The organism is Pantoea agglomerans (assembly GCF_020149765.1).
Taxonomy (GTDB): Bacteria; Pseudomonadota; Gammaproteobacteria; order Enterobacterales; family Enterobacteriaceae; genus Pantoea; species Pantoea alvi.
In genome coordinates, this window is the sequence record NZ_CP083808.1 from 338859 (window position 1) to 360778 (window position 21920).

18 protein-coding genes are annotated in these 21920 nt (G+C 60.6%); 12 read left to right on the forward strand and 6 right to left on the reverse strand.

Features of this window, described 5'->3' with window-relative positions; all coding sequences use genetic code 11:
• Window positions 1-25: 25 nt before the first annotated feature.
• Complete coding sequence (locus LB453_RS01545; protein WP_103796648.1) at window positions 26-1483, forward strand: MFS transporter; 1458 nt, start codon at window positions 26-28, stop codon at window positions 1481-1483.
• 285 nt (window positions 1484-1768) lie between these two features.
• On the opposite strand, the gene LB453_RS01550 is transcribed toward LB453_RS01545, so the two are convergent.
• A complete protein-coding gene (locus LB453_RS01550; RefSeq protein ID WP_103796649.1) occupies window positions 1769-2221 on the reverse strand; it encodes a hypothetical protein in 453 nt (150 codons plus the stop codon).
• 204 nt (window positions 2222-2425) lie between these two features.
• Between LB453_RS01550 and LB453_RS01555 the strand changes: the two genes are divergently transcribed.
• From LB453_RS01555 to LB453_RS01570, 4 genes are all read left to right on the forward strand, one after another.
• Window positions 2426-2998 carry a DUF4142 domain-containing protein gene (locus tag LB453_RS01555; protein WP_103796650.1) on the forward strand — a complete coding sequence of 191 codons (573 nt, stop codon included), beginning with the start codon at window positions 2426-2428 and terminating at the stop codon, window positions 2996-2998.
• 346 nt (window positions 2999-3344) lie between these two features.
• Entirely contained in the window at window positions 3345-4667 is a 1323-nt protein-coding gene (locus tag LB453_RS01560) for a glycoside hydrolase family 10 protein (RefSeq protein ID WP_103796651.1), read from the forward strand.
• Window positions 4668-4774: 107 nt separating this feature from the next.
• The gene (gene hipB / locus LB453_RS01565) at window positions 4775-5011 is read left to right on the forward strand and encodes a type II toxin-antitoxin system antitoxin HipB (protein ID WP_103796652.1); all 237 of its coding nucleotides are present in this window, start codon (window positions 4775-4777) and stop codon (window positions 5009-5011) included.
• Window positions 5011-6318 carry a type II toxin-antitoxin system HipA family toxin gene (locus LB453_RS01570; RefSeq protein ID WP_103796653.1) on the forward strand — a complete coding sequence of 436 codons (1308 nt, stop codon included), beginning with the start codon at window positions 5011-5013 and terminating at the stop codon, window positions 6316-6318. Before hipB ends, LB453_RS01570 begins: the two co-directional genes overlap by 1 nt.
• A 9-nt stretch (window positions 6319-6327) precedes the next feature.
• On the opposite strand, the gene LB453_RS01575 is transcribed toward LB453_RS01570, so the two are convergent.
• Window positions 6328-7104 (reverse strand): ABC transporter ATP-binding protein, encoded by a 777-nt coding sequence (locus tag LB453_RS01575; protein ID WP_103796654.1) that lies wholly within the window; start codon window positions 7102-7104, stop codon window positions 6328-6330.
• A 191-nt stretch (window positions 7105-7295) separates the two neighbouring features.
• Here LB453_RS01575 and LB453_RS01580 point away from each other — a divergent pair, with 191 nt between their 5' ends.
• From LB453_RS01580 to LB453_RS01590, 3 genes are read left to right on the forward strand one after another with little or no spacing between them, the layout of a single operon-like run.
• Entirely contained in the window at window positions 7296-8345 is a 1050-nt protein-coding gene (locus LB453_RS01580) for an ABC transporter substrate-binding protein (RefSeq protein WP_103796655.1), read from the forward strand.
• Between the two features lie 10 nt (window positions 8346-8355).
• Window positions 8356-9360, forward strand: coding sequence for an ABC transporter permease (locus LB453_RS01585; RefSeq protein ID WP_103796656.1), 1005 nt, complete (start codon window positions 8356-8358; stop codon window positions 9358-9360).
• Window positions 9361-9383: 23 nt separating this feature from the next.
• Window positions 9384-10430, forward strand: coding sequence for a PLP-dependent cysteine synthase family protein (locus LB453_RS01590; protein WP_224481387.1), 1047 nt, complete (start codon window positions 9384-9386; stop codon window positions 10428-10430).
• Between the two features lie 52 nt (window positions 10431-10482).
• Here the strand turns inward: LB453_RS01590 and LB453_RS01595 are convergent, their stop codons facing one another.
• Window positions 10483-11544, reverse strand: a complete 1062-nt coding sequence (locus LB453_RS01595; RefSeq protein ID WP_103796658.1) for an ABC transporter substrate-binding protein — start codon at window positions 11542-11544, stop codon at window positions 10483-10485.
• Window positions 11545-11745: 201 nt separating this feature from the next.
• Here LB453_RS01595 and LB453_RS01600 point away from each other — a divergent pair, with 201 nt between their 5' ends.
• Together LB453_RS01600 and LB453_RS01605 are read left to right on the forward strand one after the other, a co-directional pair.
• Window positions 11746-12891, forward strand: coding sequence for an acyl-CoA dehydrogenase family protein (locus LB453_RS01600; RefSeq protein ID WP_103796659.1), 1146 nt, complete (start codon window positions 11746-11748; stop codon window positions 12889-12891).
• Window positions 12891-13976 carry an LLM class flavin-dependent oxidoreductase gene (locus tag LB453_RS01605; protein WP_103796660.1) on the forward strand — a complete coding sequence of 362 codons (1086 nt, stop codon included), beginning with the start codon at window positions 12891-12893 and terminating at the stop codon, window positions 13974-13976. Before LB453_RS01600 ends, LB453_RS01605 begins: the two co-directional genes overlap by 1 nt.
• Window positions 13977-14167: 191 nt before the next feature.
• On the opposite strand, the gene fhuE is transcribed toward LB453_RS01605, so the two are convergent.
• Window positions 14168-16390 carry a ferric-rhodotorulic acid/ferric-coprogen receptor FhuE gene (gene fhuE, locus LB453_RS01610; protein ID WP_103796661.1) on the reverse strand — a complete coding sequence of 741 codons (2223 nt, stop codon included), beginning with the start codon at window positions 16388-16390 and terminating at the stop codon, window positions 14168-14170.
• Between the two features lie 1061 nt (window positions 16391-17451).
• Here fhuE and LB453_RS01615 point away from each other — a divergent pair.
• Complete coding sequence (locus LB453_RS01615; protein WP_103796662.1) at window positions 17452-17853, forward strand: H-NS family nucleoid-associated regulatory protein; 402 nt, start codon at window positions 17452-17454, stop codon at window positions 17851-17853.
• Between the two features lie 75 nt (window positions 17854-17928).
• Here LB453_RS01615 and LB453_RS01620 read toward each other — a convergent pair whose 3' ends face one another.
• On the reverse strand, window positions 17929-19230 hold the full coding sequence (locus tag LB453_RS01620) for an LLM class flavin-dependent oxidoreductase (protein WP_103796663.1): 1302 nt from the start codon (window positions 19228-19230) through the stop codon (window positions 17929-17931).
• A 39-nt stretch (window positions 19231-19269) separates the two neighbouring features.
• Window positions 19270-20343 carry an iron-containing alcohol dehydrogenase family protein gene (locus LB453_RS01625; protein WP_103796664.1) on the reverse strand — a complete coding sequence of 358 codons (1074 nt, stop codon included), beginning with the start codon at window positions 20341-20343 and terminating at the stop codon, window positions 19270-19272.
• A gap of 268 nt (window positions 20344-20611) precedes the next feature.
• Here LB453_RS01625 and LB453_RS01630 point away from each other — a divergent pair, with 268 nt between their 5' ends.
• On the forward strand, window positions 20612-21913 hold the full coding sequence (locus LB453_RS01630; RefSeq protein ID WP_224481388.1) for an MmgE/PrpD family protein: 1302 nt from the start codon (window positions 20612-20614) through the stop codon (window positions 21911-21913).
• Window positions 21914-21920 lie beyond the last annotated feature (7 nt).

Genomic DNA, 21920 nt, shown 5'->3' on the forward strand with positions numbered 1-21920 from the left:
CGCTACCCTCTATAAGGAGCCTTCTATGTCGGCACAGAGCATCACGCAAGCCGAGCCGCGTCGCTGGGCAATGTTCGTTATTCTGCTGGTCGGCGCCTTTTTGCCGCCGCTCGATTTTTTTATTGTTAACGTGGCGCTGCCCGCGATTCAGAGCGACCTGAGCACCTCTTCCTCGGCTGAGCAGCTGGTCATCTCCTCTTATGCTGCCGTCTATGCGGTGACCTTAATTACCGGTGGCCGGCTGGGGGATATTTACGGTCGCGGGAGAATGTTTTTCCTGGGGCTTATCGGATTTGCCGCCGCATCGCTGCTGTGCGGTTTAGCCTGGTCGCCCTGGGTGCTGATTACCGGGCGGATGTTACAGGGGGTCACGGCCGCCGTTATGGCGCCCCAGGCGCTGGCGTCGGTGCAGGCCATTTTTCCCGACGCGGAGAAGCCGTTAGCGATGAGTATCTACGGCGCGGTGTTTGGTCTCGCCTCTGTTATCGGGCAGATACTGGGCGGCATCCTGATTTCAGCGGATCTGTTTCATCTGGGATGGCGGGCTATTTTTCTCGTTAATCTGCCGGTGGCGCTGCTGGTTATTCTCTTTGGCCTGCCGCTGCTGAAAGAGACGCGGGCGCAATCGGCACAGCGACTCGATCCTGTCGGCATGCTGCTGGCCACCCTGACGCTGAGCGCGCTGATTGTGCCGTTGATTGAAGGCCGCGAAGCGGGATGGCCCTGGTGGACGTGGCTGCTACTGGTTGCCGTCCCGCTGCTGGCCTCGTGGCTCTGGCGTTATGAACATCGTCTCAGCCGGAATGGCGGTTCGCCGCTGCTTGATCCGACCGTATTGCGCGCGCCCGGACTGGGCCAGGGACTGACGATTGTTTTGCTGTTTTACTCCATCGGCACGTTTTTTCTTTTGTTTTCCATCTATCTGCAGGGCGCGCTGCATTTAAACGCCCTGCGCGCGGGCACGCTTTTTCTGCCTTTTGGCATCGGCTTTTTGATTGGGCCGCTGCTGACGCCCGCTTTGCGGCGTTTTGTGGGAAATTACCTTAGCGCTATCGGCATGGGATTCGAGACCACAGGATTAGCGGGCCTGGCATGGCTGATCGCACATACGCACACCGGCACGCCTCCCGTTATGCTGCCGCTCGCGCTGCTCCTTTTTGCCACCGGTCTTGGCCAGGGGCTGGCGATGCCAACGCTGGTGCGGATGGTAACCGGCCAGGTTGCCCCCGCCTTTTCCGGTATGATTGCCGGCGTAACCAGCTCGACATTGCAGATCAGTACAGCGCTGAGCGTTGCTATTATCGGCGGCATTTTTTACAGCATCCTGGGCAACGGTCACAGCGCAGCCGCTATCACCCACGCCTTTATCGCCGCGCTTCTGGCGATGGCGCTATGCCTCGCGGCTGGCGCGGGGCTGAGCATCCGGCTTATCCGGCGCGCCTCCGGCCCCGCTGCCGCCCCGGCCCGCTATTCTCTTAAGTAATCTGAAAGGGTCAGCTGGCTGTGCGAATGCCCGCCTGATTCGCCAGCCAGCTAAGCCCCTCTTTTCCGCTTCGGCTCCCCTCTCGGGCCGTCAGCCGGGTTCGCCCTGATGCCGCCGCAACCCTCTCCTTGCTGAAGCACCCCTGGCAACGAGAGGTTAAAAAGGAGATAAGCATAAACCTGCCGCTCCGCTATATTGCGCTTATGGCATAACGCCACTTTGGTTAAGCCAGAGTGGCGGCGGTGAGCCAAAAGCGAACTTTTACCTGATCACCTGCCCCATTAATTATCGCGTCGACTTCAGCTCATGCTTCACAGAATGCCGCAGGCAGCGGCCATAAATAATCGAGGAGTAATTGCGACCACTATCATCCGTTATCTGGCAGGTGCAACAATAAGGTTCGCCAGATGCGGAATAATCATTCAACCCGGCATGCTTAGCGTCAGCCTTAAAGTCGATCATAATAATCGCCTCGCTTACCCAATAGCCGGGGATATGCTGTTTAATCAGCAGCCTTTCAAGCATGCCAGCGTAGTGCTGTACCATATAACTTTGCAGATGATACCCGGCCGCAGCCTCAGACCGGTCAAGAGGGAAAACCATTGCAGTAAGACCCATATCGATCGCCAGAGACTTTAACTGGCCAATAGACCAGTAACCTCTGAAATCATTATTCCGGCTAACAAAACTCCCGTTGAGCGCATTCGCTATACCCTTTAGCTCACTTCGATGCGCCATTAGTGGCTCCCTGACTGCTTCCCGACATCATTATCAGCGCATGTTATTTTCATTAATATCCCTGTACCGCTTTTTAGTTTGCCCTTTTCGCCGTCTTACAGGGTTGTCCCACTATACTGACTAGTGCACCTGTAATCTCTATACGAAGCTGCGCGCGCTTAATAACCTGACGCCAGCCTCCCCTACGCTTATCTGGAGAATGAAATGCCCAATAATAAAACCCTGAAAGGTCTGCTGGCCCTGTCGGCCGTTGTCGCGATGTTCAGTGCTGTCGGCCTGCATGCCCAGACGCCAGCCAGCGCGGCACAAACCAGTGCCGCAGGAGAGTCGAGCGCCAGACTCAGCGCCGGCGACGAAAAAGCGCTGAAGGATATGGCGCAGGCCAATATCAATGAAGTCGCCGCCGCCAAAATTGCGCTGAGCAAGGCTGAAAGCAGCGACGTCAAAGCCTTTGCTCAGAAAATGGTTGATGACCATAGCGCCGCTCTGACCAAAGTACAGACGGTCGCCGAACAAAAAGGGGTGTCGCTGCCTACGGAACCGGACGCTAAACACAAAACGATGGCCGCTAAACTGGACAAGCAGAGCGGCGCCGCCTTTGACAAAATGTATATGCAAAACGCCGGCACGAAAGATCACAAGATGGTGCTGTCGACGCTGCAAAGTGACGCCAAAAAGATCAAGGATCCCGCAGTGAAGGCGCTGGCCGATGCGCATACGCCGGTTGTAGAGCAGCATCTGAAGGCCGCCCAGCAGATGCCGCAGGCCGGTATGTAAACCCTTACCGCCTCCTGTGACCTGGATTTAAAGAGTTGCAGGCGTTCACGTCGTGAGTGTCAGCCCTGCTGAACAGGCGCGGCCCCTGGATGTTAAGGTGCCGGCCGATGTTCGCCTGTATGCCGTCGCAGGCTGACGCTCACCCCAGGTATCGATCGTCAGAAGCGATCCGCCGCGGCCGTTCGGCAGGCGTTATCGCTAAACCTGCGTTCCCTCACCCGCGCCTCTCTGGACAACGGCTCATCCTTTTCCTCAAGGTACACATTCCGATAAGCGGTTGACTTACGCCGTGATAACCAGAGAATGATGCTCTCCGGATAGTGAGCAATATGAAAGGGAGTTTACCATTAGCCATTCCACCTTCTCCTTCTGCGCGGCGCGCAAAAAGCTGCTGCTCGCCGCCGCGCTGCTGCTGGCTGGCTGCGCCTCTGAACCGCCTAAGTCACTGGTGACGCCCTTTCCCAGCGCTAAGCCGCAGCCGCAAACCAGCACGCCGGCAGCCACGCAGCAGCCGGTGCGCGGCGTCTGGCTGGCAACCGTCTCCCGCCTCGACTGGCCGCCGGTCAACTCGGTTAACCTCAGCAGCGCCGCGCAGCGCATCCAGCTACAGCAGCAGGCGCTGACCGCCAAACTCGACAGGCTGAAAAGCCTGGGCATCAACACGGTGTTCTTTCAGGTTAAGCCAGACGGCACTGCGCTCTGGCGCTCCGATATTCTGCCCTGGTCCGATATGCTGACCGGCACTATTGGCGCCGATCCCGGCTACGATCCGCTGATGTTTATGCTGGATGAGGCGCACAAGCGCGGCATGAAAGTCCACGCGTGGTTCAATCCCTATCGCGTTGCCGTGAATACCCGCCCGTCAACCCTTGCCGAGCTAAACCGCACCCTGTCGCTGCACCCCGCCAGCGTCTATGTGCTGCACCGCGACTGGATCCGCACCGCGGGCGATCGGCTGGTGCTGGATCCCGGCATCCCGGACGCGCGCGACTGGATCACCAGCATCGTGGCGGAAGTGGTAAGACGCTACCCGGTCGACGGCGTGCAGTTCGACGATTACTTTTATGCAGAAACGGCAGAGTCGCCGCTAAACGATGCGCAGACCTGGCGCGCCTGGGGCCAGGGATTCGCCTCTAAAGCGGACTGGCGGCGACACAATACGCAGCTGCTGATAGAGCAGGTATCGCGCACCATCAGGCAGATCAAACCGCAGGTCGAGTTTGGCGTCAGTCCGGCGGGCGTCTGGCGTAATCTGTCGCACGATGCGGCTGGCTCTGACACGCGCGGCGCGGCGGCCTATGACGAAGCCTTCGCCGACACCCGCCGCTGGGTGCAGCAGGGGCTGCTCGACTATATCGCACCGCAGCTCTACTGGCCTTTTGCACGCCAGGCGGCGCGCTACGACGTGCTGGCCCACTGGTGGGCGCAGGTGGTGAAGCCGACCCATACGCGCCTCTATATCGGCGTCGCGCTCTATAAAATCGGCGAACCGTCGCGTACCGAGCCGGACTGGACGGTAGAGAACGGCGTGCCGGAGCTGAAGAAGCAGCTCGACCTGAACGAAAGCACGCCGGGTATCGACGGCACTATTCTGTTCCGGGAAAACTATCTTAATCAGCCACAGACGCAGCCGGCGGTTCGCTATCTGCAGCGCCGCTGGGGCGGCTGATTTATCCCTGAGAGAGGATAAACTTTACTTTATCCTCTGGTGGGTATAACTTCTGACTTATCCCCAGGCGGGGATAGCTGCTTCCCCGCCTCTATTCAGGAGCGGCGATGATATACAGCCCCAAACAGCTGGCCCATTTAATCCGACTTGAGCGGCAGAAGCGCGGCTGGTCGCAGAGCGATCTGGCGCGCCGGGTCGGTATCAAGCAGGCCACGGTCTCTAATTTTGAAAACAATCCTGACAAGACCACGCTGACCACCCTGTTTAAAATCCTGCAGTCGCTGGAGCAGGAGCTGGTGATTCAGGGCCGATCGGCGCAAAACGGCAAGGAGCTTGACTGGTAATGGATCGGCTTAGCGCCTGGATGAACGGCGAGCGCGTCGGCACCCTGACGCGTCAGAAAAATGGCGCGCATCTTTTTCAGTATGCGCCGGGCTGGCTGAGCAATCCGCTGGCGAGGCCGCTGTCACTCTCGCTGCCGCTGCAATATCCCGCTATCGCCTCGGTCAGCGTCATCAACTTTTTCGACAACCTGCTGCCGGACAATCCCCGCGTCAGAGAGCGCATCCTCAACCGCTATCGGGCAAAGTCGATGCAGCCGTTCGATCTGCTGCGTGAAGTGGGCCGCGACAGCGTCGGCGCGGTGATGCTGCTGCCAGAAGAGGCCGCCGCGCCCGATCTCACCATCAGCTATGAATCGCTGGATACGGCGCGGCTGGAAAAGATCCTCTCGGCCTACCAGAGCGATATTCCGCTGGGCATGATCCCGGAAGAGCGTGACTTCCGCATCTCCGTAGCGGGCGCGCAGGAGAAGACCGCGCTGCTGCTCACCCCGGAAGGCTGGGCGATCCCCCACGGCCCGACGCCGACGTCACATATTATCAAGCTGCCGATCGGCGAAATTAAGCAGCCCTTCGCCACCCTTGATATGCGCAACAGCGTAGAGAATGAATATGTCTGTCTGGCGCTGGCGCGCGAGCTGGGCTTTCGCGTGCCCGACGCCAGCATTATCACGGCGGGCAGGCTGCGCGCGCTGGCGGTCACGCGGTTCGACCGCCGCTGGAGCGCCGACGGCACCCGGCTGCTGCGTCTGCCGCAGGAGGATATCTGCCAGAGTCTCGGCCTCGCCTGCGCGACGAAATATGAGTCCGACGGCGGCCCGGGCATTGCGGCAATCATGTCGCTGCTGATGGGCTCCAGCAATGCCCTGGAGGATCGCGACGATTTTATGAAGTTTCAGGTATTCCAGTGGCTGATCGGCGCGACGGACGGACATGCGAAAAACTTTTCGCTCTATATTGAGCGCGGCGGCAGCTACCGGCTGACCCCCTTTTACGACATCCTTTCCGCTTATCCGGTGCTGGGCGGCGCTGGCCTCAATATCCGCGAGCTGAAGCTGGCAATGGGGCTGGCCGCGTCGAAAGGTAAAAAAAGTGAAATCGATAAGATCTTTCCGCGCCATTTCCTCGCCACGGCAGAAAGCGTCCGCTTCTCCACGGAACGGATGGCGCAGATCCTCGCCTTCTTCGCCGAGGCGCTGCCCGCCGCCGTGGCGCGCGTCAGGCAAGGGCTGCCCGCCGCTGTTCCGCCGGCGATCGCCGACGCTATCTTCGACAACGCGCTGAAAATGGCATCGCGCCTGAATAAATAGCGGGGCATTTCAGGCCGCGGCCTGCTCTGCTCCCAGCAGCGCCAGCACCCGGCTGCGCAGCGCTACCAGCGCCGGATCGTCGCGGCGGCGCGGGTAGGCCTGCTCAACCTCGATCACATCCAGCACCCGCGCCGGACGCGAGCTAAACACCACTACACGATTCGCCATAACCAGCGCCTCTTCAACGTCGTGCGTTACCATCAGCGTCGTAAAGTTCTGCTCCTGCCAGAGATCGACAATCTCCTGCTGCATGCGCAGGCGCGTCAGCGAGTCGAGCTTGCCGAGCGGCTCATCGAGGATCAGCAGGCGCGGATGATTTACCAGCGCACGCGCCAGCGCGGCGCGCTGCGCCATGCCGCCAGAAAGCTGATGCGGCCAGGCGCGCGCGAACTCTTTCAGCCCGACGCGCTGCAGCATAGCATCGATGCGGGCCTGCGCCGCCTGTTTACTCTCGCCGCGAATCTGTAGCCCCAGCCCAACGTTGTCGTATATGGTGCGCCACGGATAGAGCGTCGGATCCTGAAACACCACCACGCGTGACGGATGCGGTGCGGTAATGGCGCGCCCCTCTTCCGCCAGCAGCCCGCTGGTGGGTTGCTCCAGACCGGCCAGCAGGCGCAGCAGCGTCGATTTGCCGCAGCCGGACGGTCCGAGCAGCGCGACAAATTCTCCTGGCCGCACCCGCAGGCTGATATTCTCCAGCACCGGCAAATCACTGCCCTCCAGCGTAAAGTGGTGGCTGACATTCTCAATTTCGATATTTACCCCTGCTGCTTGCATCGCCATCAAATACTCTCCTCAGTCCGCTTAATAGCTCCATAAATAGCACGCGCCTCACGAATGAAATATGCCGATAGCGATAATCGTTTTACCCGATCTTCATAATGAAATATCGCATGAGGTCATGCGGGATTGTTATTTGGCGGCCTCGAGCCCATGCGTTAATTTCCCGGTAATTCACTACAAGGAATAGCGTTATGGCAATAGATTCATCGTCGATAAGCCGCCGCGCGCTGCTGCGCGGCCTCGCCACGCTGGGCGCAGGCATCGGGTTAAGTCCGCTGTTTACCGGCTCCGCTCTGGCGGAGGAGAGACCGTTAAAAACTATCAAACTGGCTTGGGGACAAACCGCGGTTTGCCAGTCGCCGATCTCCGTGGCGCTGAAGCAGGGATTCTTTAAAAAGTATGGCCTTAACGTCGAGCCGGTGAACTTCAGCGGCCCGACCGATGCGCTGCTGCAGGCTATCGCCACCGGTCAGGCGGACGGCGGCATCGGCATGGCGCTGCGCTGGCTTAAGCCGCTGGAGCAGGGTTTCGACGTCGATCTGACCGTTGGCACGCACGGCGGCTGTATGCGTCTGCTGACGCCAGAAAACAGCAATATCCGCAGTGTGAAAGACCTGGTGGGCAAATCGGTGGCGGTAACCGACCAGGCAAGTCCGATCCGCAACTTCTTCGCGATTCAGCTGGCGAAACAGGGCATCGACCCGGATAAAGCGGTGAACTGGCTGCAGTATCCCGCCGATCTGTTCGGCGAAGCGCTGCGCAAAGGGGAAGTACAGGCGCTGGCCACCGACGATCCACAAGGCTGGCTGCTGAAGCAGCAGCACAATCTGGTCGAGGTCGACAACAATCTGAACGGTGAATATGCCCACCTCACCTGCTGCGTGCTGGGACTGCGCGGCTCGCTGGTGCGCGACGATGCGAAAACCGCCCAGGCGATTACCCAGGCGATCGTTGACGCACAGCAGTGGACTGCCGACCACCCGGAGGAAACGGCGAAGATCTTCCAGCCGTTCGTGCCTGGATCGGTGCCGGTCGAGTCCATCGCTGCGATGCTGAAAGAGCATACCCATAGCCACCACTCCACCGGCGCGCAGCTGCGCGGCGAAGTCGCGACCTACGTTAACGAGCTGAAAAAGATCAACGTGATCCGCCCGGACACCGACGCGCAGCAGTTTGCCGCTCACTATGTGCCCGACCTGCTGCCCGATAACGGCCAGCATCACCATATGAAGATGAGTTAGGGAGAGCCGCATGGCCACAAATATTCTGACGTTGCGCCGCCGCGCCGAGTCGCGCCGACTTGAACCGGCGCTGTGGGGCGCGCTGCTGGCCTGGTGGGCGCTGGTGGCGCTGATGGTGGCGCTGCCGGATAAACCGCAGGGCTTCGCCGCACCGCGCTTCGTCAACGAGACGCACGAGCTGTTTATCGCGCTGGCGACGCTGCTATCGGCGCTGGTGCTCACCGCCAGCGCCACGCCCGCGCTAAAGGCCTGGCAGCCGCTGAAGCGCAGCGGGCGCTGGCTGATTGCGCTGGCGCTATTGACTGGCGTGTGGGAATACGTCACCGCCAAGCTGGCACTGCTGCCCGCGCCCTTCTTCGCGCCGCCGCGCGCGCTGATTGAAGCCTACGCCACCGACTGGCCGCGCCTGCTCGACAGCGTGCTGAATTCGCTGCGCCTGCTGGCGTTCGGCTTTCTCTATGGCAGCGTCGTCGGCTTCGTCACCGGCGTCGCTATCGGCTGGTCGCGCGGGCTGGGCTACTGGGTACATCCAGTTTTGCGCTTTCTCGGCCCGGTTCCCTCTACCGCGCTGCTGCCCTTGTCGCTCTACTTTTTCCCCTCAAGCTTCGCCGCCGCCGTGTTTCTGATTGCGCTGGCGACCTGGTTCCCGGTTACGGTGCTTACCTGGTCGGGCGTCGCCAGCGTCGACAGCCGCTATTACGACGTGGCCCGCACCCTGGGCGCAAAGCCGCTGTTCCTGGTGCTGCGCGTCGCGGTTCCCGCCTCGCTGCCGCATCTGTTTGTGGGGCTGTTTATGGGCCTGGGCGCCTCTTTTTCGGTGCTGGTGGCGGCGGAGATGATGGGCGTCAAATCGGGGCTGGGCTGGTATTTGCAGTGGGCGCAGGGCTGGGCAGCTTACGCCAATATGTATGCCGCGCTTATCGTGATGGCGGTGCTGTTCTCGTCGCTGATCACCCTGCTGTTTATCGTTCGTGACCGCACGCTCGCCTGGCAGCGCAACGCGGTGAAATGGTAATACTTTCTCAAGAGGAGTCGCCTGTGGCTGCATCTGTCTATAACTCTGTAACCGAACTGATTGGACAAACGCCGCTGCTGCGCCTGTCGCGATTCAGCGAGCGTCACGGCGTGCGCGCCGAACTGCTCGGCAAGCTGGAACTCTTTAACCCTAACCACAGCGTTAAGGATCGCATCGCGCTGGCGATGATTGAACAAGCGGAGCGCGACGGCTTCATTAAGCCAGGCGACACTCTCGCCGAAACCACCAGCGGCAATACCGGCATCGGCGTCGCCTCCATCGCCGCAGCCAAAGGCTACCGCTTTCGCGTCTATATCAACGATTTCGTCAGCATCGAGCGCAGCAAGATTATTCAGGCCTACGGCGCCGAGGTGGTGCCTTTCAGCACCGTGCCGGGCTTCGCCGACTTTTATGAGGCCAGCGACGGTGACTTTGTCGCCGCCACGCGCTGGCTGGTAGCGCAGGTAAGCGAAGCCGAGCCGGGCGTGCATTTTCTGCAGCAGCTTCAGAATCCGGCCAACCCGCGCGCACACGAGCTAACCACCGGCCCGGAAATCTGGCGCGATACCCAGGGCAAGCTGGATATTTTTGTCGCCTCGGTGGGCACCGGCGGCACGCTTTCCGGCATCGGGCGCTATCTGAAGGCGCAGGATCCCGCCATTCAGGTGATCGCTGTCGAGCCGGGCATCGGCTCGCAGCCAGGCCCGCAGCGTCCGGAACCGCTGGAGATCACCGGCGTTCACGCCTTCAGCGGCCAGCCGCCGGAGCGCATTCCGCCTAACCTTGATCCGCAGGTTTATGACGACGCGATCGCAGTGGAAACCTGGCAGGCGTATCAGGCCGCGCGTCAGTTCGCGCTGGCGGAGGGCATCCTGGTGGGGGATTCATCAGGCGCGGTGCTGTTTGCCGCCCAGCAGCTGGCGGCGCGGCCGGAGAATCAGGGCAAGCGTATCGTTCTGCTGCTGGCCGACGGCGGTGCCAACTATCTCAGCACGCGGCTGTTTAATCACGATCAGCCGGTAGAAAGCCTGAAAGAGGCAACGGCGGTGCAGACGTCGCAGCAGCTGTAAGGCGGGTGGTCAGAGACGAAGAGGTAAAACGGCAGCCTGGGGCTGCCGTTTTTTATGATGCCAGTACGTCAGAGGTAATGCCTTTCGCAAACAGCAGCGAATCCGTTTCCGGACGCAGCACATTAATTGCCTTCAGATCGCGTGCGTAAATATCAATCTCTTTCACAAAAGCGTCGCCCACCGAATAGTGGCCGTGGGTATGGGTTTTCAGTACGCTGGCAATCTCCTCGGGACGGGTATTCAGCGCCTTGCTGTTAAAGGCCTGGGCGATAACCTCAGGATGCTGTGCGGCGTAGGCGTGGGCCTGCAAAATCGCATGAGTCATCGCCGCCGCCACGTCAGGCCGATCGCGGATGAGGCTACCGCGTGTGCCGATGACGCAGCAGCTCAGCCTGGCATAGGCATCGCTGAGATTGGTGGCGACCTCCCGGTAGCCCGGCTGCTGCGTCAGACGCCACATCACCGGATCCGAGCCGCTCGCCGCCTGGATCTCCCCTTTTTGCAGCACCATCGGCAGTAAATCCTGCGGAAAGACGCGCCAGTCAACCTCGGTATTGGGATCGACGCCGTGACGCTTGAGCAGCAGCGAGAAGAAGTTCTTATCCGCACCCGCCATATCGGTAACGCCGATAGTCTTGCCTTTCAGCGCCTGCAGCGAGGTCGGCCCGTCGTCGCGCGTCAGCAGCCGCATACAGCCGCCGTGCGTACCCGCCGTCAGCTTAACGTCGAAGCCCTGCTCCAGCGCCTTAAGCCAGCGCAGCGCCATACCCACCGCCGCTTCCGCCTTGCCAGTGGCTATCGACTCCAGCAGCAGCTCGGTGGAGTTGCCGAAGTTGACGAACTCAACCTCCAGGTTGTGCGCTTTAAAGAACTGATGCTGATCCGCCACGACCACCGGCGCCAGGCAGATGGCGTTGAGGTTGACCGCCAGACGGACCGGCGTCGGCTGCGCCAGCGCCCATTTGCCCGCGCCGCCCTGCAGCAGATCCGGCGACATAGCCATACCGGGCATGGCGTCATGCGCCCAGAGCGGTGGCGAAAAGGCGCTGGCGGCAAGCGCAGCGGCGGAATAATGCAAAAATTGCCGACGTGATAAAACGCTATTTACTGGCATAGCTGTACCCCCGAATAAAATAATCTTTCCCGGAAATGAAATAACAAATAAACAGAGCAACGAAGGCAGAGTAATGGGAAACAGGCGGGGCAACCAGCCTGTAAATTATGCCGATTCCGCATGTGGTTATCCGCTTTAATGCTTTTACATCGCCGGGAGAAAAATAAAGAATCGAAACATTCTCTAAATAACTGAGGCAAGATGATGGCGCTTAGCGAATATCTCGACGAGCTGCTGCCGGTGATTAGCCAGACGCTGGCAAGCAGCGCGGCAGAGGTGGACAGACAAGGCGCGTTTCCCACGGCAAATTTCGCCCTGCTGCGCCAGCACGGCCTGCTGAGTTTTGCACTGCCGGCGTCGGCGGGCGGCGGTGGCGCGAGCCTGGCGCAGTGCCGCGCGGTGATTGCAGCAGTGGCGCAGGGGGAACCCTCTACCGCGCTGATTTTGATTATGCAGTACCTCAACGCCCGCCGGCTAGGCGACGACTCCAGCTGGCCCGCCAGCGTGCGCCGCCAGGTGGCGCAGAGCATCGTGCAGCAAGGGGCGTTAATCAACGCACTACGCGTCGAGCCGGAGCTTGGCACCCCGGCGCGCGGCGGCCTGCCCGCCACCACGGCGCGACGCAGCGCGGACGGCTGGCGCATCAGCGGCGAGAAAATCTACTCTACCGGCAGCGTCGGGCTGAGCTGGTTTCTGGTCTGGGGCCGCAGCGACGACGCAGATCCGCTGGCAGGTGCCTGGCTGGTGCCCGCTTCCGCGCCCGGCATCCGCATTGAAGAGGAGTGGGATCACCTGGGCATGCGCGCCACCTGCAGCCACCGCGTGGTGCTGGAGGAGGTCTGGGTGCCGCTGGAAAATGCGGTTAACGTCAGCCGCTGGAGCGCGCCGCGCCCCGGCCTCAGCGACGAAGAGAGCCTGTGGATGGCGGTGCTGCTGGGCAGCCTGTATGACGCGATCGCGCGCGCGGCGCAGCATGAATTTATCCGCTTTCTGCAGCAGCGCGTTCCTGCCAACCTGGGCCAGCCGCTGGCGAGCCTGCCGCGCCTCCAGGAGCTGACGGGACGCATCGAAACCCTGCTCTTTACCAGCCGTACCCTGCTCGACAGCGCGGCGGCGGGAGCGATCGCCACATCCGACGCGGCGAAAGTGAAACAGGTCACTATCGACAACGCCATTCGCAGCGTGCAGCTAATGGTCGAGCATATCGGCAATCACGCGCTGACGCGTACCAGCCCGCTCGAACGTCACCTGCGCAACGTGCTGTGCGGCCGGATTCATACGCCGCAGGACGATGCTGTTTTCACCGCCGCCGGCAAAGCGGCCCTTTTATTCGACAGGAGTAGATGATGACGCTGGAGTTTATTGGCCTGGTCGGCGCGCACGAAGCAAGCGAGTCCGATGCTGGCAACGGTCAGGTGGTGGATCTCCCCTTTATCAAAGCCTTTGCCCAGACGCAGGAGTATGCGGGTTTTGACAAAGTGCTGCTGGCGGTCAACACCCGCGCGCCGGATTCGATGATTATCGCCAGCTACGTGGCGGCGCTCACCGACAAGCTCGGCCTGCTGGTGGCACATCGGCCCGGTTTTCAGGCCCCGACCTTTGCGGCGCGCCAGTTCGCCACTCTGGATCGGCTCAGCCAGGGGCGCGCGGCGATTAATGTCATCACCGGCGGCGACAGCGGCGATCTGCAGCGCGACGGCGACTTTCTCGATAAGGAGAGCCGCTATGCGCGCAGCGGCGAATATCTGGAGATTATGAAGCGGGTCTGGGCGTCACCACAGCCGTTCAGCTTTGAAGGGGATTTTTACCAGGTACGGGATAACTTTACCGAGGTGAAGCCATATCTTAAACCGCGCGTGCCGATCTATTTTTCCGGCGCGTCGCAGGCGGCGGTGGAGATTGCCGCGCAACATGCCGACGTCTATATGATGTGGGGCGAGCCGCTTGAGCAGGTCAAAGAGCGTATCGCCGAGGTGCGGGCCGCGGCGAAGCGGTATGGTCGCGAAGATCGTATCCGCTTCAGCCTGTCGCTGCGTCCGGTGCTGGGCGCGACCGACGAAGAGGCCTGGCAGCGCGCCGATCGGCTGCTTGCGCAGGCGCAGGCAACCCTCGGCGGAAAGGCGATTCAGCCCGACAGCAATACCGGCTCGCAGCGGCTGTATCAGCTGGCGACGGCGCGCAAGGTCTATGACAGCTGTCTGTGGACCGGCATTGCTGCCCTTTCCGGCGCGGCGGGCAACTCCACCTCGCTGGTGGGCGCGCCGGAAACGGTGGCGGAGGCGGCGCTGGAATATTACAAGCTCGGCATCACCACCTTTCTGTTCCGCGGTTTCGACCAGCTGCGCGATGCGGCGGATTACGGGCGTCTGCTGCTGCCGAAGATCCGCGAACGCGCAGCGGCCTATGACGCGGCGCAGACGACAGCGGCGTAGCGCCTTGCGGGGGCCGCTTTAAGCGGCCCTTTTTATCTCCGCCCAGTGTCACTCATATTTAAACCGCTATATTAAACGCCACGACTAATTCGCCTCTCGGCTCAAACGCTGTGGCGATGGCGCGTCTTATAAGCAAACACGGCGGGTACAGCCCAAAGCTGACCCGCCGATGTTTTATTCACACCATCCCACTAGAAACGATAGGTCGCCGATACCGAGAAGTTGCGCGGCGCACCATAGACGTTATAGGCGCCAACCCAGGTGTCGTACTCTTTATCAAACAGGTTATTCAGGTTGGCCTGCAGTGACAGATTTTTATTCACCTCATAGCGGGCGAAGAGATCCACCAGCGCATAGCTGCCCTGCGTCGCGTGCCAGGTGCCGTTGCCTTCCGGCGCGCCGACATCCTGCCAGGTGTGGGTCTGCCACTTCACGCCGCCGCCCAGCGTCAGCTGATCGAGCATCGGCAGGCGATAGCTAGTGAACAGATTGAAGCTGGTGCGCGGCAGCTGCGAGTTATAGGCGTTGCCGTCGCGATCCTGCGCCAGATAGGTGGTGCCGCCGAAGGTCATCTGCCAGTTGTCGGTCAGCGCCCCGTTTACCTCGAACTCCACGCCGCGGCTGACGACGCCATCTTTTGCCGCGTAGGCGGTCGACTGCGATCCCGGAATAATCTGCCCGGTGTCTTCGCCGACGTTATCCAGCTCGGTGCGGAACAGCGACAGGGTGGTAGTGAGACGGCTGTTCAGCCAGTCAGACTTTACGCCCACTTCGTAGTTTTTCCCGATCACCGGCGACAGGAAGGCACCGCTGCTGTCGCGGTAGTCCTGCGGCTGGAACACCGAGGTATAGCTGGCGTAGGCGGACCAGTTATCCGCGAAGTCATAAATCAGCCCGCCGTAAGGCGTGATGTTGTTTTTCTCCAGCTCCTCACCGGTGGTCAGCGTCTGGCGATTCCAGTTGGTGTAGCGCGCGCCCAGGATCAGATGCAGCGGATCGGCCAGCGAAATGCGCGTGGCGAGATAGACCGATTTCTGGCGAACCGTGGTGCTGTCAGCCGTCAGCTCGCGCGGCCCCCAGTCAGTTTCGGGGAAGTCGCCGTTGAAGTTGTTGTAGTTACCCAGCTCGTCAGCCGAAATATTGGCCCAGGCGCTGTAATATTTATTCTGCTGGCGGCTGTAGTTAACGCCGACCATCAGCTCATGCTGACGACCCAGCAGTTCGTAGGGGCCGCTGGCGAAGGCATCGATCGCATCGACCTTACGCTTGCCGGTGTTGTAGCCGGTTCCGCCCACCACCGGATAGTCGGCATACTGCGAGACGCCGAGGCCGCTGGTTTTATCGAAGTAGCCGTCGAGATAGAGCTGCTTGCTGTCCAGGAACATCTCGTTGTGGGTGCCGTTAAGCGTGATGTTCCAGCCGTTGTCGAAGTCCTGCTTCAGGTTAACGAAGACCTTCTTGTTCTCTTTATCGTTGTAGGCCCACTCCGGCGCGGTATTGTAGCCGCGACGGGAATGGATCTGCGTGCCGTCGGTGTACCAGCGCGGCGTGCCGCTCCACATCGTCGAGTCGGTATTGACCTGAGAAAACTCGTAGCCGACGGAAAGCGTGGTGGAATCAGTCAGATCGGCGTCCACCACGCCGTAGACGAACTGCTTCGTGGCGCCGTAGCGTTCGATAAAGCTGTTCTTATCGTCATAGCCCGCTACCAGGCGGCCGCGCACGCTGCCGTCGCTGTTGAGCGGCGTAGAGAGATCGGCGACGTAGCGCTGTTTGCCCCAGCTGCCGTAGGTGGCGGAGACGCTGCCGGTGAAATCTTTGCTGTCGGCGTGTTTGCGTACCATATTGATGGCCGCTGAGGGATTGCCGGGGCCGGTCAGCAGACCGGTGGCGCCGCGCACCACTTCCACGCGCTCATAAAGCGCCATATCCGACTGCGCATCGCCGAGGTTCCAGCGCGAGGCAAAGGTGGTCGGAATGCCATCAACCATATAGTTGTCAATCTCGAAACCGCGCGCATAGTAGCTGGTGCGATCCATATCGCTGCTGACACCGGTGATCCCCATCGTGTTGTGCAGCACGTCATTCAACGACTGAAGCTGCTGATCCTCCATGCGCTGCTTGCTGACGATGGTGACCGACTGGGGGATATCGCGCGCGATCAGCGCCATTTTGGTACCGGCGCGGGTAACAGGCACGCTGTAATCGCGCGGATCCTGTTGCCCGGTGCTGCTGGCGCTGGCGTCAACGGTAAGCGTCTGTTCGCTGGCGGCGGCCGCATCGGCGGCGTGGGCGCTCTGCGCAACGCTGGCGGCAATCAGCACGGCCAGCAGCGAGCGCTGCAGCGGGTGTTTTATGGCGCTGGCGCTGTTGGCCGCACGGTATTCCCTGACGCGCTGAACATCAAAAGACATCACTCTTCCTCTATTTCATTATTGGTTATGGCTGCCGCTGGTTGCCGGTTCGACCCGCCTGCCCGGCCGCAGGACGCTGTTCTGACGTGATGCTGTAATAAAGCAAATGAGAAATATACGCATTGCCATTTTCATTGCAAGCAATTGTTAATAAATGCTGCAAAACAACACGGACAAGCGAGGGGTCGAAACACCCTGATTAATAAGAGGTTTAAGCAGAACGCTGGCGAAAGTCAGGCATAGCTACTGGAATTTACAGGAAAGCACGGGTGCCCACGCTGAATGCGGGCGTCAGGTCGCCCTGCCTCCAGCATCCGACTGCGGGGCGGGTACAGCCCCTGGCCGCCAGGCCTGAAATGCGAAAGGATGGGGAAACAACGCGATGTTCAGCGAGCGCCTGCGCCTGCCTGCTATCGACTGCAGATTTAAACGGCGTCGACAGGGCAAATGGCTGGCGTCTTTTAATTCGCTGATTAACGGCGGATTAATATAACAACCGGCCCGGCTCCACTGGAGAAAATTTATTCCAGATCACAGTACAGTGAAACAACGTGAGCTATTTGAGCGCGGACAATAGTTTCGCGCGTCACTATCCTGGCGCGTGTTATAAAGACGCTGGCGCTTTCATTTAGTAAATATTGCTATCGTTAATGATAACGCTGCGCAAAGAGTGCGCTGTTTTTGAAGATTTATAACCTGCTCTCTTTTAACGCGTTGCCGTCATGGCAGAGATGAGCTGTAAAGCCGCGCGCCGCATATAATGATGCGATCGCGCTAATGCGTCTACTATCAGCAAGATAGCGCAGGTCACGATTAAAAATAAGCGCGGCTTTGCGCCATTATTGCCGTAAGGGCAACCGCACGAAAACTATTCATCGCTGATCCACTCTTAGACTGGTTTATATTGGTTCTTGTTATTTTATGCTAAAAAATTAACCCGAACTCGGTAACAAATTACTATGCTCAAAATGACATTATCTGTGCTTTAGCTTATTTCCTTTATCTATTTTTTACCGTAAACTGCGCGCTTTACATATTTTGATTAGTTAAGGGTTATATCCATGAGTGATGCGCTGAAAGCATTGAATAATCTTCGTACGCTGCGCGTTCAGGCACGAGAAATTGAGCTAGACGTGTTAAACGAGATGCTCGAAAAGTTCTCTGTCGTTGTCGCAGAACGTCGTGAAGAAGTGAATGCTGAACAAGCCGCACAGAAAGAAAAAGCGGAGAAGCTGGCATTGTATAAAGAGATGCTGATGAAAGACGGCATCGATATTTCCGATCTGGCCGATCTGGCGCAGAACGAAAGCAAACCAAAAGCGAAACGCGCGCCGCGTCCGGCAAAATATAAGTTCACCGATGAAAACGGCGAAACCAAATTCTGGACCGGCCAGGGCCGCACTCCTTCGCCGATTAAAAAAGCGCTGGATGCAGGCGGCTCGCTGGACGAGTTCCTGATCTAATAATAAAGGCGCTGATAGTCAGCGCCTTTTTTATCTCCGCTTTTCAGCCTTTCCGCATTCGCGGCCGCGATTTATTCAGATCGCCGGCAAGCCGAGGTTTTCACGCAGCGTGGCGTAAGCGTAGTCCGTCGGGAACAGACCGCGACGACGCAGCTCCGGGATCACCAGCTCGACAAAGAGATCCAGCTGGTCGGGCATAATAGCCGGCATAATATTAAAGCCGTCCGCACCGCCCTGCTCCAGCCAGAGCTGGAAGTCATCGGCGATATCCTCTGCCGTGCCGACGATCACCCGATGACCGCGCGAACCTGCGGCGATAGCCGCCAGCTCGCGCAGCGTCAGGTTCTCGCGCTTCGCCATATCGGTCATCAGCTTCACGCGGCTCTGGTTGCCTTCGCCCAGCGGCACCTCCGGCACCGGGCCGTCCAGCGGATAAGTTGAAAGATCGAGACCAAAGCGCAGCGAAAGCTGTTTAAGCCCGTTGTCGATATCCACCAGCGTATTCAGCTCTTTCCACAGCGCCTTCGCCTCTTCGCGGGTGCGGCCGACTATCGGCATCACGCCCGGCATAATCACCACGTGATCCGGGTTGCGGCCTGCGGCGTTAACCTGCGCCTTCTGCGACTGATAAAAGGCCTGCGCCTCTTCCAGGCTGGCGGCGGCGGTAAAGACCACTTCGGCCGTTTCGGCGGCGAGCTGCTGACCGTCGGCAGAGGACCCCGCCTCGATGATCACCGGACGCCCCTGCGGCGAGCGGGTAATATTCAGCGGCCCCTGCACCTGGAAGTGCTCGCCGACGTGGTTAATCGGCTTAATCTTGTCGTTAACGAAGTACTGGCCCGAGGCGGGATCTGGCTGAACAGCGCCCTCTTCCCAGCCTTCCCACAGTTTACTGGTCACCTGCAGGAATTCGCGCGCGCGCGCATAGCGTTCGGCGTGGTTCGGCATATCGTCGCGACTGAAGTTTTTCGCCACGTCGGCGGAGAAAGAGGTCACTACGTTCCAGGCGGCGCGGCCGCGGCTGATATGGTCGAGCGAGGAGAAGGTGCGCGCCATAGTAAAGGGATCGCTGAAGGTAGTGGACGCGGTGGCGGCCAGGCCGATTCGGCGGGTGTTGACCGCTACCGCCGAGAGCATGGTCAGAGGTTCAAGGCGCGCCATGGTAGAGGGCAGACGATACATGCTGGTCGCCAGCGCGTCGCCGACGAAAAAGAGGTCAAAACGCCCCGCTTCCGCTTTTTGCGCCAGGCGGATCAGCCAGTCGATATCGGTCGGTGCGCCCAGCTCTTCGGTCAGGCGCCAGCCGCTTACGTGATGCCCTACCGGCTGAACGAAAAGACCAAGACGCAGACGTGTTTTTGCAGATGAACTGTCCATATTATTTCCCTGATTGCGATAAAAGCCGTCTCTGAGCGGCTATAGAAAATGATCGGTGGCGATCAGCGCCTGTTCCAGCGCCGTCGGCGAAATTTCAAACGGCAGACGCGCCGCGCTGGCCGCCGGAAAACGAACCTCCGCGGCGAGACGATGCAGCGCCGCCGCGCGATCGCCCGCCAGCGCAGGCAGCTTCAGCGGCGCGTCGAAGCGCCGCAGCAGCGCCACCAGCGCCGCGTCCGGCTCGCCGTTTCCCTGCTCCATAAAAGACTGAACCAGCAGGCTGTAGCCAACCTTCTCGCCGTGCAGCCAGTGGTGCAGCTCCGGCAGCCAGGTCAGGCGGTTATGGATGGCGTGGGCGAAGCCGGGCGTCGGTAGCGTATCGCGCATGCTGTTGGCCAGTCCAGCCAGCACGATGCTGGCGTCGATGATGCGCTCCAGCGCGAAGGTCACCTCGCGTTGCCGGTTCGCCTCGATAGCGTCGTCGCCCCACTGCAGAAAAGCGTCGACCGCACGCTGCGCCGCCATCACCTTCAGATCGAGCGCCAGGCTGTCGGGATTATGGCGCTGATAGGGGCGAAACTCGTACCACTTGGCCAGCGCGTCGACGATGCCCGCTTTCAGATAGCGCACATCGCTGCGGGCGATAATTTCGCTGTCTACCAGCACCAGCGCCGGCATTTTACGCAGCGGCTGACTGCGCAGATGTCCGCCCTGCGCGTTATAGACGATGGCCACCGGCGACCAGGCGGCGCAGGTGGCGGCCAGGGTAGCAAAGTTGATCACCGCGACATTATCCAGCCCGTCGCCCGCTGCTTTCGCGCAGTCCAGCACGCGTCCGCCGCCGACGGCCAGAATCGCCTCCGCCCCCTGCTGCGCCGTACTGGCCTGTAGCTGGCTTATCGCCTCGTCGCTGCATTCACCGTCGAGCAGCTCCAGCTGCCAGCGAATGCCCTGACTCTCCAGGCTCTGGGTCAGTTCAGGATTGACCGCCTGCCAGGCGCGCGGCGAGCTGAGAATGCGAAGATGGGTGGCGATGGGACGAATATGTTCTCCGGCCCGCGCGCGGATTCCGGCCTGCTGTAGATAGGCTTGCGGCGATTTAATGGCTAACACGGCTTATCCTGCTGTGGATCTGCTACCCGTTAAAACCGTCGGGTAAACAGAGAGTTAATAAGGTTGCCCTTGCGCGCGGCGTCTGCAGGGCATAGTACGACAAACGCTAATTTAAGCAACGCTTTAAGGGGTTTCACCTCTTCACAAATTCGCATTAGCTTAGCAATATTTCAGATATAGCCACCGGCGGCTTTGTTGCTACCCTTTGGCATCTGCTTTTTATTCCGGAGATGTCGATGCGCTTTTCCCCTTTTCCGGCGGCGACGCTGTGAGCCTCACCGCGCAGCTGAGCCAGCTGATTATCCGCTCCCAGCCTGACCACGCTGCGCGCCAGCAAGCGCGCGAAGGGGTGCAGGATTTTCTCGCCGTAAGCTGGCCGGTGCTTAACCGGCAGGTGCCGGACAGCGGTTTGCCGCTGCTGAAAACCCTCTACCGCGACGGCGGCCCGGCGTCGCGCGCGCTGCTGCTTGGCTACGCCGCGCATGCCCTCGACTACGACGACTTTCACGCCGACTTTCGCGGCCATCCCAGCGTGGTGATATTGCCTGCGCTGCTGGCGTGGGCGGTAGAGAAGCGCGCCTTCGACGCGGCGCGCTTTCTGGATGCCTTTATTATCGGCGTGGAGATGGCCGGTCGGCTCGGCCTGGCGATAACGCAAAGCCACTATACGCTCGGCTACCACAACACCGCGTCGCTCGGCACCCTGGCCGCCGCCGCCGCGCTGGCGCGCTTTAGCGGCGCGGACGTGCATCAGACCGCGGTGCTGCTCGGCATTGCCGCCACCGAGGCGAGCGGCCTGCGCGCCCAGTTTGGCTCAGCGGTCAAGCCGCTGCATGCCGGTTTCGCCGCCGAACGCGCGGTGCGCGCCGCGCAGCTGGCGCTGGCGGGGTTCGACGGGCAGCCAACGGGCGTGCTTGAGTCCTTTCTCTCACTGGGCAGCGCGGAGCGGGCGCAGCCTGAAGCGCTGCTCGACTTCTGGGGCGCGCCCTGGCGCATCGTTACGCCGGGGCTGGAGTTCAAGCCCTTCGCCACCTGCGCCGGCACGCACAGCGCGGCAGAAGCGACGCGCGAAATCCGCCAGCGCTGGGCCGGTTCGCCGGAGGAGCTGCTGAGCGCCATCGATCGTATTAGCGTGGCCTTCCCGCCCGGCGGCGATATTGCCGCCTCGGTGCGCCAGCCCAAAAACGGCATTGAGGCGCGCTTCAGCCTGGAGTATGTCATCGCCGCGATGCTGATTTACGGCGACCTGCGCATGGCGGACTTTGCCGAAGGCGAGGTCAATCCGCAGATTATGGCGCTGGCGGCGAAGGTGACGCGCCAGCCCGACGAGGGCGCGCCGCCGGACGCCATCAACCCTGCGCTGCGCTTCCATGAGGTGACGCTGCTGCTGCGCGATGGCACGGCGCTGCGTCAGCGGCGCACCCGTCAGCAGTCGCTGGCGACGCCGGTGGATGTTGCGGGCAAGCTGCGCGCGGCGCTGACCGACGAGCAGGCGCTGCTGGCGTGCAGCGCGCTACGGGACAATGAGGATCTGCGTCGCCTGGCGCAGGCGCTCACCGCCGCGCTGTAGCGCACCC

Bases quoted from the DNA above. Each gene is read 5' to 3' on its own strand.
- LB453_RS01545 (WP_103796648.1), top strand. From the start codon at position 26: ATGTCGGCACAGAGCATCACGCAAGCCGAGCCGCGTCGCTGGGCAATG.
- LB453_RS01550 (WP_103796649.1), bottom strand. From the start codon at position 2,221: ATGGCGCATCGAAGTGAGCTAAAGGGTATAGCGAATGCGCTCAACGGG.
- LB453_RS01555 (WP_103796650.1), top strand. From the start codon at position 2,426: ATGCCCAATAATAAAACCCTGAAAGGTCTGCTGGCCCTGTCGGCCGTT.
- hipB (WP_103796652.1), top strand. From the start codon at position 4,775: ATGATATACAGCCCCAAACAGCTGGCCCATTTAATCCGACTTGAGCGG.
- LB453_RS01570 (WP_103796653.1), top strand. From the start codon at position 5,011: ATGGATCGGCTTAGCGCCTGGATGAACGGCGAGCGCGTCGGCACCCTG.
- LB453_RS01575 (WP_103796654.1), bottom strand. From the start codon at position 7,104: ATGGCGATGCAAGCAGCAGGGGTAAATATCGAAATTGAGAATGTCAGC.
- LB453_RS01580 (WP_103796655.1), top strand. From the start codon at position 7,296: ATGGCAATAGATTCATCGTCGATAAGCCGCCGCGCGCTGCTGCGCGGC.
- LB453_RS01585 (WP_103796656.1), top strand. From the start codon at position 8,356: ATGGCCACAAATATTCTGACGTTGCGCCGCCGCGCCGAGTCGCGCCGA.
- LB453_RS01595 (WP_103796658.1), bottom strand. From the start codon at position 11,544: ATGCCAGTAAATAGCGTTTTATCACGTCGGCAATTTTTGCATTATTCC.
- LB453_RS01600 (WP_103796659.1), top strand. From the start codon at position 11,746: ATGATGGCGCTTAGCGAATATCTCGACGAGCTGCTGCCGGTGATTAGC.
- LB453_RS01605 (WP_103796660.1), top strand. From the start codon at position 12,891: ATGACGCTGGAGTTTATTGGCCTGGTCGGCGCGCACGAAGCAAGCGAG.
- fhuE (WP_103796661.1), bottom strand. From the start codon at position 16,390: ATGTCTTTTGATGTTCAGCGCGTCAGGGAATACCGTGCGGCCAACAGC.
- LB453_RS01615 (WP_103796662.1), top strand. From the start codon at position 17,452: ATGAGTGATGCGCTGAAAGCATTGAATAATCTTCGTACGCTGCGCGTT.
- LB453_RS01620 (WP_103796663.1), bottom strand. From the start codon at position 19,230: ATGGACAGTTCATCTGCAAAAACACGTCTGCGTCTTGGTCTTTTCGTT.